The following is a 14,591-nucleotide window of genomic DNA, read 5'->3' as shown; positions in this document are numbered from 1 at the left end:
TTATCTAATTTTGGACGGTCATCGGTACTTCGATCACTTTTCCGTGGCTACCGCCGCTACTATCGATCCGGGCTGCTGCTTTGCCTTGACGTAGCGGTCCAGCCAGTCGGTCATCTGCCACAGCGTCTCCTCGGTCGACTCCAGCGCACGATAGCCGTGGGGTTCGTTGGGCAGAACGACGTAGCGTACCGTCGCGCCGTTGCCCTTGAGCGCTGCGTACATGCGCTCGGACTGGATCGGGAACGTACCGCTATTGTCGTCCGCACCGCCATGGATCAGCAGGATCGGTGCCTTTATCCGGTCGGCATAGGTGAACGGACTCATCTCGGTATAGGTCGGCGTCGCCTGCCAGTAGGTGCGCTGCTCGGCCTGGAAGCCGAACGGCGTCAGCGTGCGATTATAGGCGCCCGACCGCGCGATGCCGGCGCGGAACAGGTCGGTATGCGCGAGCAGATTGGCGGTCATGAACGCGCCGTAGCTGTGCCCGCCGACGGCCATGCGGCTGCGGTCGCCGACGCCCAGCTTGACGACCGCATCGACGGCGGCCTGCGCATCCTGCTGCAACTGCTTGACGTAGGTGTCGTTGGCCTCCACGCCGCCCTCACCGATGATCGGCATCGACGGGTTGTCGAGGATCGCATAGCCCTGCGTCAGCAGGAACAGGTGGCTGATGCCGCGCGGCCGGACGAACCGATTGCCTTGATCGACCGTCTGGCCGGCGACCTTCGCGTCGGTGAACTCCGCCGGGTACGCCCACAGCAACGTCGGCAGCGGTCCGTCGCGTTTCACGTCATAGCCGGCGGGCAGGTACAGCGAGCCCGACAGCGGCAGGCCGTCGGCGCGGGGATAGGTGATCGTCCGCTGCGTGACGCGGGCAAAGACCGGGGCGGGATCGGCGAACGCGGTGACAGCCTTGGCGCTGCCGCCCTTCACGCCGCGGATCATGTAGTTGGGTGCGAGCTTCGCGCTCTCGCGCCGCGTCAGGATGCGCTGGCCACGCTCGTCGAGCAAGGCAACGACGGTTTCGTAATAGGGTGCCTCGGCGGTCCACAGCCGCGTCTGTTCGCCCCCGGCCAGCGGCATCGTGGCGAGGAAGGGGAACGCCCCCGCTTTCGTCGCGCCGTCGCCGGTGACGTACACGCCGTCATGCGCCGGCGTGAAGCGCATCACCGGTTTCCCGGCAGCATTCTCCTCCTCCATCGGCTCGCCGGGATCATTATATTGATCCTGATAGTTGAGCGTCGATATCGTCCGCGTCTGGCCGGGTTGCGATGGCGCGACGGCTAGGCGATTCTCGGTGCGGGTGCGCCATTCGCGGTCGACCACTATCGCGAAGCCGTCGTCGCCCCACAGGGTCTCCGCATAGCGGGCCGGGGTCTGCGCCAGTTCTACAGGGGCCGCAGAGAACGGCGCGGCCTGCATCATCACCTTGTCGTGGAACGCGATCTTCGTGCGCGGATTGCCGCCGTCCAGCGCTTCCGCCCAAACCAGCGTCGCCGGTGCATCCGACCGCCAGACCGCCTCGCGCGGGCCCTTGACGGTGGCGTCGAAATCGACCGGGAGATCGTCGGCGAGCGGGCGATCGACCAGCGTCTTCACCGATTGGCCGCCGATCGTCGATACGGCGATCTCGGTCGGGAAGAAACGCGCGGGTAGCAGATAGGAATATGGCCGCTTGAGCCGCTCGGTCAGCAGGTAGCGACCGTCCGGGGAGACGCTGAAATCGGTGATCACGCCCGGTGTTCCGATCGGCTGCGCAGCCCCGGCGAGATCGATCCGGACGAGCTGGCCCGTGAAGTAATGGTCGAACAGCGCCTCGTCATGCGCATCGCCGAGCAGATCCTCATAGGTTCGCGCTGCCGAGGTTCGGCCGGCGCTTTCCTGTATCACCGGGCCGGTGGGGGTGCTGCTCGCGACGGGTGCCGCCCCGCGACCGGCGGGCACGGTATTGGCGACGAGCGCCTTGCTGTCCGGCATCCAGGCGAAGGGCGTGGCGAACGTTCCGTTCAGTCCCCGGGCGACTGTGCGGGCGCTGCCGTCGCGCTCGGCGATCCATAGCGACAGTCCGTCGGCCTCTTGCGCGTAGAAGGCGAGCCGAGTGCCGTCGGGCGACCAATCGGGCGCGGCGAAGCGCAAGCCGGCGGGCAGCTTGACCGTCACGGTCCGCCCCGAGCCGACGTCCTTGAAGCTGAGCGCGTTCAGCCATTGCACGCGCACTTCGGCTTGGCCGTTGGTGGCGGGATCGATGCGGTAGCCGCCCAGCCGCAGGATCGGTTTCGACAGATTAGCGATCGACGGCAAGTTCTCACGCCCAAGGATGGCGAGCGTGCGGTGATCGGGGCTGACGGCGACGCCGGGGGTAGGCGGCGTCTCCAGCGCCCTGGCGATCGCGTCGGGCGCGCGATGATAAGCGCTGTCGTTAGGCGTCTGAGCATAAGCCGTGGTGGTCAGGAGAAGGGCAATCAGGCAGACACCGGCGCGCATTCGAATTCCTTTGTCGCTATCGTCAAGCCGTTTAGCGCCAGGGTTTGGTAGGCGGTGACAACACGGCGCGCGGTCAGAGCTTACGTGAGTTTCGTCGTAGGGCAAATTGTTGGGATCTCTTCAGCGCCAACATTAACGAACGCCTGGTAATGAGGATCGGCGGATGGCTATTGAACGGCCGACTCTGGGTCGGCCCGGAAGCCGTAGGGCGAGGCGCGTTCGAAGACACACTCTCTGACGTCTAGCGTGACGATCTAAGCCCCAATGACTGCAATGTAAGCGCGAGTATTCCCGTCTCTCCGTCTCAGACAGGCCATATCGGAAGAGAGTAATAGGGAAGAGATTTTACGAAATGGGGTGCCTGCTTGGGAGGGATCTCGGTGCGAGCACCCTGACGACTGCACCGCTACAGGTTCGATACCGGGAACTCGCTGATCGTCCTGACCGACGTTCCCGATCGAGATCGGCCAAAAAACACGCTTGCGTCCGACAAGAATTCAGACGCTAAACTGGCATCCAGCAATGAAAAGTCTGACACGTTCTTCTTGTTTTCGGCGAAATGCGGCTATAGCTTAAATCTTTCCGGACGGGTGTGCGCCGTAATAACATCAGCGCACGTACAGGGGTGCCCCGATCTGATTTCGCCGTCCGTCTTCGTAGCTGTTTTGCAAACGCTATTCGCAGCGTTGCTGAGCTTAAGCTCGTTCGGCGATCCTGGCTCGACTCACGGGCGCGGGCAGGGTCTGGCCGTCCGCGAGGCTGCAGCGCGGCCTTTCACGATCAGTGACCGCGCGATCGCCCTCAACGAAGAAGCCGATCGCCCTGACCCCCGGCAGAGCGGTGGTAACGCATTACCGCCCGCCGAGCTGGCGCGTGCCGCAAATCCAACACCGTCGCGCCTTTCCCCCATTCAGCTCGCTGTACTAGCCTTCGCGGAACGTTCGGTCCGCGCTCACCCCGCTACAGGCCCTCCCGCAGCCTGAAGATGCCTTGCCGCGCCTGAAACGCGCGGCCGGATAGTGCGCCTGTGCCGGCGCACTTGTTTCTTCACGACTACGAACGAGGGTCGAAAATGCTCAATTTCTCCCGGTTGAAGGCGGGGGCGGTTCTGTGCGTGTGCCTTATTGGCATCATGCTCGGGATCCCCAGCCTTATTCCAACTGGTCATCTGCCAGCCTGGTATCCGCAATCTCATGTGAACCTCGGGCTTGATCTCAATGGTGGGAGTTATCTACTCCTCGAAGGTGATACCGCTGATTTGGCGAAGACGCGGATCGAGGCGATGCGTGACAGCGTATCGGGCGCAATGCGTAACGGAACGCCGCGTATTGAAATCGGCGACATTTCGACGCGTGGGGGGCAACTCACCTTCGCTGTCAGCAAGCCATCTCAGATTGCCCTCGCTCGCCAGCGTCTGTCGACGATTACCGGCTCTGCAGTTGGAATAACCGGTCAAAGTCAGTGGGACGTCAATGTGCTCGGCACAAACCGCTTCTCGCTCAAGCCGACGGAGGCCGGACTAACCCAGGCCATCGACACGGCCATGAAGGATGCGACCGAAGTCGTTCGTCGCCGCATCGATGAATTAGGGACCAAGGAACCGACGATCGTCCGCCAAGGCGCGACACGAATTGTCGTTCAGGTTCCGGGTTTGGAGGACCCACAGGCGCTAAAGAAGCTTGTCGGGACAACTGCCAAGCTTGAGTTCAAGCTGGTCGACCAAACCGCGAACCCCGCTGATCTCGCTAAGGGCATCGCCCCGGTTGGTAGCCAGGTTCTGCCATATCCCGACAATCCGCAAGGTGTGCCCTTTGTAGCGTTAAAGCGCCCGGTGGTGATCTCAGGCGAGCAGGTTGCGGATGCGAGACAGGAGTTCGATCCACAGACCAATGCCCCCAACATTGCGATCACGTTCGACGCGGAGGGAGGCCGGCGATTTGCGAAGGTGACATCCGAAAACGTCAACAAGCCGTTCGCGATCATCCTCGATAACAAGGTAATCTCGGTTGCCAACATCAACGAGCCGATTCTTGGTGGCCGGGCATCGATCGCGGGCAACTACACGGTTCAGACTGCGAACGACCTCGCGATCGCGTTGCGATCTGGCAAACTTGCAGTGAACTTGAAGATCGTCGCTGAAAGCACTGTTAGTCCCGACCTGGGACATGACTCGGTCCGTGCAGGCGTAATCGCAAGCGTTGTTGCGGCGGTTGCCGTAATCCTGTTTATGCTCGCTACGTACGGTCGGTTTGGTTTGTATGCGAACATTGCCGTAGTCATCAACGTCTTCGTTATCCTGGCGGTAATGGCATTTCTAAAAGCGACGCTGACCTTGCCCGGCATCGCTGGCTTTGTGCTGACGATCGGCACTGCGGTTGATGCAAACGTGCTGATCAACGAACGCATTCGTGAAGAGCGGCGACGCGGGCGTAGCGTAATCCAGTCGGTCGAGCTGGGCTACAAGGAGGCAAGCCGGACCATCTTCGAGGCGAACGTGACGCATGCCATTACCGGCGTGATCATGCTGCTACTCGGCTCGGGTCCGGTGAAGGGCTTCGCGGTCGTGCTGCTGATCGGCATCTGCTCGTCGGTGTTCACCGCTGTCACGTTCACGCGGATGATGGTCGCGCTGTGGCTGCGGAAGAACCGCCCCACCAAAATCAATATCTGAGGCGGGAGAATATCATGCGCCTACTGAAACTTGTACCTGACAACACCAACCTGAAGTTCGTCTCGCTTCGTAAATGGGCGTTCGGATTAACGCTCATGCTGTCGCTTATCGCTGTCGGCCTCGTCACCTTTCGGGGCCTTAACATGGGCGTCGATTTCGTCGGGGGCGTCCTGATGGAGGAGAACTTCAAGACTGCACCATCGATCGAGGCCGTCCGTTCCGAAGTCGACAGCCTTGGGGTTGGCGAAGCATCGATTCAGTCGTTCAGTGATCCAAAAACGCTGTCGATCCGTCTGCCGCTACCGAATAGCGGCGACGAGGAAGCGACAAACCGGCTCGTAAAGAAGGTGTCAGACGATCTGGCAATCAAATTTCCGGGTGCGACATTCTCCAAATATGACACGATTACAGGCAAGGTTTCCGATGAGTTGATTACCCGAGGTGTTCTGGCCGTCGGTCTTGCGATCCTAGGCATCGCGCTGTTCACGGTGGTGCGGTTCGAGTGGCAATTCGGCGTCTCGACCGTCGTCGCGATCGTTCACGATCTATTGATGACACTCGGCTTCTTCGCGCTCATGCGGAATGATTTTGAGGTCGACCTTAACATCGTCGCGGCGGTGCTGACGATCATCTCGTACTCGATCAACGACAAGATCGTGATCGACGATCGTATCCGCGAAAACATGCGCCGCTATCGGAAGATGGATATGCGCGATATTATCGACCTGTCAGTGAACGAGACGCTGCCGCGCACCGTAATGACATCGGTGACCATCCTGCTGGCCTTGGTTGCCATGCTGATCCTGGGAGGGCACGTGCTGCGAGGGTTCACCGCGGCAATGATCCTAGGCATCGTTGTGGGGACGTACTCGTCAATCTACGTGTCGTCGTCGCTCCTGATTACGCTGGGGCTGCGGGCCGATCCTGCACCGCGCAAGGGTGGCCTGCAGGATGGCGCGGAAAGGGTTGGTCCAAAGGTAGAGCGCAAATTCGATTGAACGCACAATTCTGAGCAGTGTGAAGCTCGAGAACCCTTCGGACGCCGTCCAGGATGGGTTTCTCGGGCCACTGCGGCTTAAAGACGTTACCGGTATGCGGTCTTGGTATCGGAGGCGCAGGTAGCCTTTCCGACGGGGATCGCCATTCCAAATCGCCATCGTTTGCGAGCAACCTTGCTTTGGCGGACCCTATTGATCCGCTGCATGAACGAGCGTCCGAAGTAAGGGAGCGGAAAGGGCCGGCTGAACGTCCACTAGTGGGTCTAGCCGGAAGCTGGGGGCAGGGTGCCTTCGCCCAACTACCGCCGTTAAGCGGGCAGCGGTGCTTGCCCGCAAGCTGCCTTTCGTTCAGCTTTGAGAGAAGGCAGTTGCGAGAGAGCGGCGTGGCAAGATTGACCATCCATGACTTAGACGATCGCGGCATCCTGGCATTTGACATGCGCGACTTGCTCCGGGCTCTCGTTCCACCGTCTTTGGAAGCAAGGTGGACGATCACAACGCCTGATGACGAGCCCTTCGAAGCTACAGGCGCGGGCGGATTTCGCCTTGAAGAGCTGGCAGAGGTATCAAGTCAGATCACCGGCGACGAACTTCTAGCAATCGCAGACGACACGGTGCAGGTGATCTGGGGCGACTTCGTAGCCGTACTGCCCGACGATCCACATCGAGAGTGGCTGACCATACGAGCGATCGATAGCTCATTTTTTGAGGTGGAAACCTCTGACGAAAGATCTATCGCGGCGGTCAGATCCCGTTTTCGCGATGTCCGGGTTGCGGAGGGGTAGAACTGAAAGCGGTCAGACCGCTCACCTGCCCATGTCGGCCATTCCGCTTACGCCCAAACCCGGACGCTCGGGCTGGCGATCCTAGCGCCCGATAACAGCCATTCGTTAAGCTCGGCGTTCTCACATCTCTGTCTTAGAATGTCATTATGTTACAACCAATGTCATACTGAACGAAATTTAAACCATATTACCCCCAAATCGGTTGCATACTCTGTCAATTGGAGGCCGATTTGGGGCACCTTCTCAAGCGCGCGACCGCTTTTAAGAGCGATGTCCGTGGAAATACGCTCGTGCTGTTTGCGTTCTCGCTTCTACCTTTAATGGGTATGATCGGTGGTGCGCTGGATATGAGTCGCGCCTATCTAGTCAAATCTCGGCTACAAAACGCCTGCGACGCGGCTGTTTTAGGTGGTCGGCGAGCGATGACGGCATCCACATTCGACACTTCTGCTCGAGATTCCGCAAACCGGTTTTTTTCCCTTAATTTTGCCCCAGGGCAGTACGGGGTGACCGCGCTGAGCATGGCTTATGACGTGGGCAACGATATGATTGTCCATGGCAAGGCAGCAGCTTCCGTACCTATGTCTGTCATGAAGATATTCGGCTTTACCGAAATCCCGCTTCAGGCCGCTTGCGATGCGCAGCTTCAGCTGCCCAACAGCGATATTATGTTCGTCCTGGACACGACTTTGTCGATGGCTGAAACCAACTCCGGCGATTCACAATCCAAAATTCAGGCCCTACGACAGTCCGTTACGGACTTTTACACGACTCTTAACAACGCTCAGTCTGCTGCATCACAAGTACGGTACGGATTTGTACCGTATTCGTCCACGGTAAACGTTGGCTTATTACTTAAGCGCGAATGGATGGTAGATAACTGGGATTATCAGTCGCGTGAGCCCGACGGCTATGTTGACCAGTCGGGTGGAACGCAAGGATCAACGATTACAACAAATAGTAACTATTCCGAATGGACAGGCTCTAAAACAGCAACGACGCAACCGGGCTCGTCAGAAGACTGCGTCGCGCCCGCGAACGAGAATTATTCTGACACAACGACGTACACACCTTGGAACCCATCAGGTTCGGCGGTACCCCGATCACGAACGGCAACGCGGACTATAAACGGCAGCACCTATAGCGCATCACGCAGCAGTAGCGGCGTCTGCACTATTACGAAAACAACATATAATTCGTATAGTCAAAACTATACACAAACGGTCAGCGAAAATCCAAACGCCGGCAAGCAAAATAATAGTAATCGCGTATATTACTGGAACTATAAAAAAATCAGCTTCCCTGTATCGTCACTCAAGGGCTCGACCGGTTCGGGGTTAATTGGCGGTGGTAGCTTTGATACCATGCTGGGGAACAGTTTTACGACGAAAACTATCAATTGGGGAAACTCGAGTCAGGGTGCCTGCATCGAAGAGCGCAAGACGCTTCGACCAAACGAGAATGGCACGGCCTACGACATGGACATCGACATGGTACCAGTGCCCGGTAACGCGGACACTCAGTGGCGACCATTTCTTCCCGATCTCATCTGGGCACGCGCGGTAACAAATTATTATCCATCGGGATCGGCCGGAATAACGGGGTGGCAAGCTAACACCGTTTTTCATGTATCGAATAATTATATCACACCTGGATCGTACAAGTCGGACTTTGCCGCGTGCCCGACAATTGCTCGTAAATTGACAGAGATCAGGTCGTCTGCAGACAAATCGAATTTGACGAGCTACTTAAACTCTCTTGTTCCTAGAGGGCGCACTTATCACGACATAGGCATGCTATGGGGACTGCGGCTCATCTCCGCAGAGGGTTTGTTCTCGTCAGAAAACGCTGCCGCGCCGAACGGCAGCAACATTTCTCGAAATCTAATTTTCATGACCGATGGGGACACCGAAACCAATATCGCGGATTACGATGCCTACGGACTGGCGGCGCTGGATCGGCGGAGGACAGACGCTAGCAGCTTACCGACCAAAGCCGATCAAGATAGCATCGTTGAGGATCGACTTTCCCGTCTCTGTACGATCGCCAAGGAAAAAAAGAACATCACGGTTTGGGTCATTGCGTTTGGAACAAACCTAACATCCCTTTTGTCGAATTGCGCGTCTCCAAACCGGGCGTACCAAGCAAACAATGCGGCGGAGCTGAACCAGACTTTCGCCGATATTGCCGCTCGCATCTCACAGCTTCGGGTCACTCACTGATGCACCTCATATTTCTACGTGACACGCGGGGCGCCGCTATGATCGAGTTTGCCATAGTTGCGCCGGTGCTTCTCTTGATGATCGTTGGAGGTTTGGGCATCGGTCATACCCTATACGTAAAATCTGTCCTAGACGGGGAGATGCAGAAGGCGGGCCGCGATATGAGCTTGGAGGATGCTGCGGGCGATGCTCGCAGGGGGGCGATCCAAGATCGAGTTCGCAAGCAAGTGCGCGAGGTGATCAACAATGCAAAAATTGATTTTGAGATCAGTTCGTTTCACGATTACAGAAACGCTGAAAATCGCGTCGAGGAATATACTGACAGCAATCATGACGGGAAATGTAACGCCGGAGAGGCTTATGTTGACGCTAATAATAACGGTACGTGGGATGTTAAAGGCGGATCAAATAGTATAGGTGGATCGAAGGATGTAGTACTTCTAACCGCAAACGTGTCGTATCCAAGCTTTTTACCGTACGGGCAAAGCTTGGGAATCATGAGAGTTACCTCTAGCACCCTGCTACGGAACCAACCGTCGAACGATCAAGCAGCTGCACCGATGAGAACGTGTTCGTGATGTGGTTTCAATGCGCTATGCGTAAATCTTTCTTACGGAACCAGCAGGGGCTGGCTCTTGCAGAGTTTGCGATCATCTTGCCTGTCCTCCTTACGTTAATTTTTTACGGAGCTGAATTAGCAAATTACGCGCTTACTCGACAACGAGTTAGTCAGCTTGCTTTACAGGTTGCCGATAATGCCTCCCGCATTGGGGTTCAGGAGGTCTTGCGGAACAGGCCGATAACCGAGGCGCAGATAAACGACCTCTTCGTGGGCGCCTCCCTCCAAGGCGGAAATATGGATATTAAAAACAAGGGCAAAGTCATACTGTCCGGACTTACCGTCAATAAGGGCGGCGGGCAGTGGATACAGTGGCAGCGATGCTATGGAAAAATGGTCTTTGCATCTCATTACGGTAATCAAGGGGATGGCTCATCTGGTACAGCTGTCAAGGGAATGGGTCCTCCGAACGGTAAAGTGACAGCGACGAGCACGGGACCGGTTATATTCGTCGAGTTGGCTGTAATCTATCAACCTCTAATATCGACGTTATGGTCTCCCTCCGCGACTATCTCAGAAATTGCGTCGTTCGCTGTCAGAGATGATCGTGACACCTCCGGCATTGGTATTCAAAACGATGAGAAGGCACCTGTCTCAGTTTGCTCGTAGCAACCTTCAAGCCATTCGATGCACCAAAACGCCAAAGCTAACCTACCTTCAAATAATGCAAAGGAGCCAACTTGTTCCTGAGTTAGAGCACTTATAAGCCGGGCTCTTAGCCGGAAGCTGTCAGTCTGCTATCCTTCCCATTCACGACATCCCTGACGGACGATCGTTCGCCAATATCAGGTCGCGCGGGGATGAACGAATGTCTGAAGTTGGGGAACGCATAACGACTGCTGAATGTCGTCTTGTGGGTCTTCAAGCCAAGATAGCATCAGAACGCCTCTACAGTCGGCCTTGCTCGGAAATTTCAGCGATGCGATCACGAACAGTCTGAAGGCATTCATCCGCTCGAATACCAATCAAAAGCTCATTGCATTGATCAGCAATATAAACGGCGTTCTGGGCGGCTTGCTCGATCAAGGCCAGCTGCTGCAAACGGGCTTTCACTTCTGGCATATTTTTACCTCCGTCATCTCAGCAGATTTCGCGATGCCCTCTGGCGAACTCGATGTTCGCCGCCTCGTTTGAGATCTGTTTTCCAGCCATATTCGGGTTTCTTCCCGAAACTCCGCGGGAACCCGCGTGGCGGCATGATCAGCCATGTCGCGAAGTGTTCTCGCTTTCAGAACATCCTTCATCCGCGCGTCGGCTTCCAGCATCACGGCGTGGATCCCGCATACGCCGGACGTCGCCCAGGCAGGGGGCGTTTGACCGTACAAGGGGCATGCATGCCTAACATTGCGGCAGTCGAAGAGCGTTTTTTGGCCGTCGACTGCGACCACGACGTCATAAAACGATATTTCTTCAGCCGATCGGGCGAGGCGAATGCCGCCCCGCATACCCTCGGTCGCGACGACTATCCCCGCCTTGTTAAGCTTGGTCGTCACGCCTGCCATGAACTTCACTGGCAGTGCGCGCAGCGTAGCCAGATCCTTGGAACTTGGCGCCGCTGCGTCGTCAGGCAAGTCAATGATGTAGAGCAGGGTATGGAGTGCATACTCGACTGCCGTACTGATATGGCTCACGTGAAACTCCGACCCAGCGAGTGGTAGTTAAACCAGTCGCTTGCTCACGGCAAACGCTGAGTTTCTCACGCTACCGAGCACCTGAGCGTTCACCTCCGCCCACGCTTTGACGCAAGCGGCAAAGGGTCTCACCGCGGTCGATTGCCAACAGCATCGAACCCCAGCATCTTTGTGCGTTTTCGATCGTCTTTTAGTTGTGCTAGATGGGGGGGGTAACAACCAGCAGCAGTCACGTGCCAAGCATACGAAGTAAGCCGATCTCGCAAACCTTGAGAAAATTAACTTAAATTATTCGAAAGGCGCTGAATGCCCGTCGCTCATTGTGTATCCAGCATGGCAGGGATCATTCTAGATTTTGATGACGGGTTCTGTCGACTGGTTCAGCGCAGGCCTGATCGGTTAATTGGTATATCATACAAAGCTATTACCGCTCCTGCTGATCTCTCCAGAAGCAGTAAAATGCTTACGGGGCTGATAGATAAGGCCGCTCCCACCCATCTGCGCAAAGCATATGTACGTCCCGATGGCAGCCTTATAAAAGCGGATCTGTTGGTATCCAAGTTCGGCGACGAAGGACGTTTGATAACGACATTGTCTTGGATTGACGGGAGGCAGGAACCGTCACCGTCACGGCTTTGGAAAGCAGCCCTTCGGGTCAAGCATGTTTATGACGCGCGGCTCATCGAGTTAGGAAAAGATCTTTTTAGCGATCATGTGGGCCTGATTCTACTTCACATGTATCTGGCAGAGGCGGAAGGTCGTGTGGTGACAGCTTCACAAGTCGCAAAATTAATTAATATTCCAGAACAATCTATGGATCGATGGTTAAAAGCTCTGGTTCATCGTGGCCTCGTAGAAATCCCGGTCAGTAATTTGGGATACATTCAGCTTAGCCAGGATGGAATTATAAGGCTTGAACGCCTGTTTTTCGCGACGTTAGCGCCTGAGCCGCTGGCAGTTGCCTAGGCGGACCTTCCTTTTTCGCGTTTTCGCCGCAAGTAACAGTTAGATGGCTCTCTCACCCGACTATTATTCTGTTTTAGGTGTGCGCTCGACGGCAAGTCGCGAAACTATTCACGCCGCGTGGAAAGCGCTTCTCCGTCAATATCACCCCGATGCCAATCATGGTGCGGATGTCTCTGCTCGTGCGAAAGAGATCAACGAGGCGTATTCCGTTTTGGGGAAGAAGGAAGCACGCGCCGCCTATGATCGGTCGCAGATCAGGCCGTCTGCCCACCGAGCGACCGCGGACCGCCCGTTTCACCCTAGGAAAGCCGGCAGGCGCCCGTTGCGACCTAGCCCGTCGATGCAGCCCAGCGGTGGCTTCTCGCAGCCGCTACAGCCCAACGAATGGCTGATGGGCCTTTTCCTGCTGATCCTCACCGCCGCACCGATCGCTACAATCCTGGTTCTGTGGAACGAGGAATCCGGATTGGCACCTACGGTTCGACGTAGCGTCGCCGCTCATCCCGTGCGTGAGCCTCTCGCAAAAGCCGTCGGAAGCTCATCGCACACAAAACTTCGACCTGGACAGCCTGCTCCTTAAACTATTGCCCTGTCACGACATTCGATTTCGCAGGGTCAGGCTCCCAAAGCGGTCGTAACGCCGGGATGAACGAGCGGCCGAAGCTGGGAAGGGGGCGGGGACGTCTCCTTGTGGGTCAACGTGGCCTGGTCAGTTTTTGTTCGTGCTGGCGCGGCGTCATGCCGCGTTGCACGGTTCGGTCATACATCCCAGAAACCGCTTTTTCGTGGGTGACGCCGTTTGAGGTCTTCTACATAATTAGCGTGGGTTGAATGCCCCGCAAAATTGTCGATGCGCCGGGCAAGATGCTCGCAAGCCCGGAGATGGCGGGCGGCGTGGCCGTAGCGCTTGTACTTGGCGGCATCTAGCGACAGATCGATCATCGCCCTGAGCACAAGCGTAGCAGCGAGCGGATGTCGCTGCTCAAGCGCGTCGGCTGCCGGGGTTAGCAGACCATAATCGTTGCCATCAAGTTCGTCGATCCGCGTCACGATGAGGCTGGCGGCACGGTCGAGAGCGGGCCAGTCGATCAGGAAGGCGAGTGCTTGGTGAACGGATGGATGGCGTGAGACGACGCCGAGCGCCCGCTCCTCTGCTTCTATGTCGTCGAAGTCCGGCAGCCGTTTGAGGTGCGCCCGGAGGTATCCCGCATCGAGACCACGCTCGAACGCCTGCCAGCGTTCTTCCTGGGCGTCACTGGAGCGCCCTAGTGCGTCGAGCACCTCGATCCGCGCACGCTGCCAGTTGGGCCAGTAGCCGCCCTGTCGGAAGGCACTGTCCGCTTCGTCAAGCGTCACTAGTGCCTCCTGGCTGCGATCGGCGGCCAGCAGCCGCTCCGCAATCGCTGCCGCAATTGCGGGGTTGGCCCGCTCTGCTTCCGAATAGCGGCTCACGAACCCATCGACGTCGCCGAGCGCATCGGCGATCTCGGTCATCGCCGAGCGGACGAGACGTCCACGATAACCGCGCTCGTAATCGTCTTGGTAGATCAGCCCGCGTGTACTCAAACCGATTACCCTGCGTTCGCCGCCTGCGCCCGTGGGTGCGTTCGCCTCCAGCTCCTCGAACTGCGCCTTGAGCCGGCTCAGCCCATCAGCCCCAAGCGCCTGCGCTGTCAGGCTGATCAGCTCGTCAAACTGGCCATAGTCGTTCGCGCAGACAGCCGCGAACACCCGATCTGCCAAGGCGCCCACTGGCTGTCGGGCTTCAACGGCGATAGCGCCGAGATCTTCCCGCGCATCTGCGATGATACTGCCGATCGTGCCGTTGCTATCGTCGCACCGCTCGTAGAGCGAGGGAGCCATCTCCAGCATGCGCCAAAGAAGGTCGAACGCCTGATCGGGGTTCGTCGCCGCGACGTGGACTGCGATGGCCTCGCGCTGCGCCGCGAGGTCGCGAGCGAGTTCCTTAACCTTGCGCCAGTCGACGAACGAGCGCGACTTAGCGATGGAGATCAGCCGTTTGCGGATCTCGCTCGTGACGTTACCGCCTCCGCAGCTCGCCAGCTCGAGCCGCAACCTGCGCTTGGCCACCGCGTCACCGGCGGTTACATCGAGCAACAGCTCCGCCAAGCGCTCGGCTCCAAGGGCGGCGAGGTTCTTAGCATTCAACGTCGTCTCGGACGGCATGTCCTTCCGTCGCGATCAGAGCTTGATT

The 14,591-nt window shown here is 57.6% G+C and carries 11 protein-coding genes; 7 read left to right on the top strand and 4 right to left on the bottom strand.

Going from position 1 to position 14,591, the window contains the following annotated elements; translation table 11 throughout:
- Positions 1–33: 33 nt before the first annotated feature.
- On the bottom strand, positions 34–2,484 hold the full coding sequence (locus tag C8J40_RS11475) for a prolyl oligopeptidase family serine peptidase (RefSeq protein WP_132897151.1): 2,451 nt from the start codon (positions 2,482–2,484) through the stop codon (positions 34–36).
- 1,072 nt (positions 2,485–3,556) lie between these two features.
- Here C8J40_RS11475 and secD point away from each other — a divergent pair.
- The 6 genes from secD (at position 3,557) to C8J40_RS11445 (ending at position 10,388) form a co-directional block, all read left to right on the top strand.
- The gene (gene secD / locus C8J40_RS11470) at positions 3,557–5,155 is read left to right on the top strand and encodes a protein translocase subunit SecD (protein WP_132897150.1); all 1,599 of its coding nucleotides are present in this window, start codon (positions 3,557–3,559) and stop codon (positions 5,153–5,155) included.
- A gap of 14 nt (positions 5,156–5,169) precedes the next feature.
- Positions 5,170–6,153, top strand: coding sequence for a protein translocase subunit SecF (gene secF / locus C8J40_RS11465; RefSeq protein ID WP_132897149.1), 984 nt, complete (start codon positions 5,170–5,172; stop codon positions 6,151–6,153).
- 383 nt (positions 6,154–6,536) lie between these two features.
- Positions 6,537–6,938, top strand: coding sequence for a hypothetical protein (locus tag C8J40_RS11460; protein ID WP_132897148.1), 402 nt, complete (start codon positions 6,537–6,539; stop codon positions 6,936–6,938).
- A gap of 230 nt (positions 6,939–7,168) precedes the next feature.
- Complete coding sequence (locus tag C8J40_RS11455; protein ID WP_243693347.1) at positions 7,169–9,160, top strand: Tad domain-containing protein; 1,992 nt, start codon at positions 7,169–7,171, stop codon at positions 9,158–9,160.
- A 38-nt stretch (positions 9,161–9,198) separates the two neighbouring features.
- Positions 9,199–9,738: a TadE/TadG family type IV pilus assembly protein gene (locus tag C8J40_RS11450; protein ID WP_165911433.1), complete on the top strand. Its 540-nt coding sequence runs from the start codon at positions 9,199–9,201 to the stop codon at positions 9,736–9,738.
- A gap of 17 nt (positions 9,739–9,755) precedes the next feature.
- Positions 9,756–10,388: a TadE/TadG family type IV pilus assembly protein gene (locus tag C8J40_RS11445; protein ID WP_165911432.1), complete on the top strand. Its 633-nt coding sequence runs from the start codon at positions 9,756–9,758 to the stop codon at positions 10,386–10,388.
- A gap of 279 nt (positions 10,389–10,667) precedes the next feature.
- Here C8J40_RS11445 and C8J40_RS20315 read toward each other — a convergent pair whose 3' ends face one another.
- Both C8J40_RS20315 and C8J40_RS11440 read right to left on the bottom strand, forming a co-directional pair.
- Positions 10,668–10,841: a hypothetical protein gene (locus tag C8J40_RS20315; protein WP_165886618.1), complete on the bottom strand. Its 174-nt coding sequence runs from the start codon at positions 10,839–10,841 to the stop codon at positions 10,668–10,670.
- Positions 10,829–11,410: an Rrf2 family transcriptional regulator gene (locus C8J40_RS11440; protein WP_132897145.1), complete on the bottom strand. Its 582-nt coding sequence runs from the start codon at positions 11,408–11,410 to the stop codon at positions 10,829–10,831. Before C8J40_RS11440 ends, C8J40_RS20315 begins: the two co-directional genes overlap by 13 nt.
- A 306-nt stretch (positions 11,411–11,716) precedes the next feature.
- Here C8J40_RS11440 and C8J40_RS11435 point away from each other — a divergent pair, with 306 nt between their 5' ends.
- Positions 11,717–12,376, top strand: a complete 660-nt coding sequence (locus C8J40_RS11435) for a PAS domain S-box protein (protein WP_165911431.1) — start codon at positions 11,717–11,719, stop codon at positions 12,374–12,376.
- Positions 12,377–13,135: 759 nt separating this feature from the next.
- Here the strand turns inward: C8J40_RS11435 and C8J40_RS11425 are convergent.
- A complete protein-coding gene (locus C8J40_RS11425) occupies positions 13,136–14,563 on the bottom strand; it encodes a DUF6880 family protein (protein ID WP_132897142.1) in 1,428 nt (475 codons plus the stop codon).
- Between the last annotated feature and the right edge of the window lie 28 nt (positions 14,564–14,591).

Origin of the sequence: Sphingomonas sp. PP-CC-3A-396 (assembly GCF_004343105.1) — a bacterium.
Taxonomy (GTDB): domain Bacteria; phylum Pseudomonadota; class Alphaproteobacteria; order Sphingomonadales; family Sphingomonadaceae; genus Sphingomonas.
Note: the sequence above shows the minus strand (reverse complement) of the source record. Positions and strands in the feature narration are given on the sequence as shown.

Excerpts from the sequence above, each read along its gene's own strand:
- C8J40_RS11475 (WP_132897151.1), bottom strand. The coding sequence starts at position 2,484 with ATGCGCGCCGGTGTCTGCCTGATTGCCCTTCTCCTGACCACCACGGCT.
- secD (WP_132897150.1), top strand. The coding sequence starts at position 3,557 with ATGCTCAATTTCTCCCGGTTGAAGGCGGGGGCGGTTCTGTGCGTGTGC.
- secF (WP_132897149.1), top strand. The coding sequence starts at position 5,170 with ATGCGCCTACTGAAACTTGTACCTGACAACACCAACCTGAAGTTCGTC.
- C8J40_RS11450 (WP_165911433.1), top strand. The coding sequence starts at position 9,199 with ATGATCGAGTTTGCCATAGTTGCGCCGGTGCTTCTCTTGATGATCGTT.
- C8J40_RS11445 (WP_165911432.1), top strand. The coding sequence starts at position 9,756 with ATGCGTAAATCTTTCTTACGGAACCAGCAGGGGCTGGCTCTTGCAGAG.
- C8J40_RS20315 (WP_165886618.1), bottom strand. The coding sequence starts at position 10,841 with ATGCCAGAAGTGAAAGCCCGTTTGCAGCAGCTGGCCTTGATCGAGCAA.
- C8J40_RS11435 (WP_165911431.1), top strand. The coding sequence starts at position 11,717 with ATGCCCGTCGCTCATTGTGTATCCAGCATGGCAGGGATCATTCTAGAT.
- C8J40_RS11425 (WP_132897142.1), bottom strand. The coding sequence starts at position 14,563 with ATGCCGTCCGAGACGACGTTGAATGCTAAGAACCTCGCCGCCCTTGGA.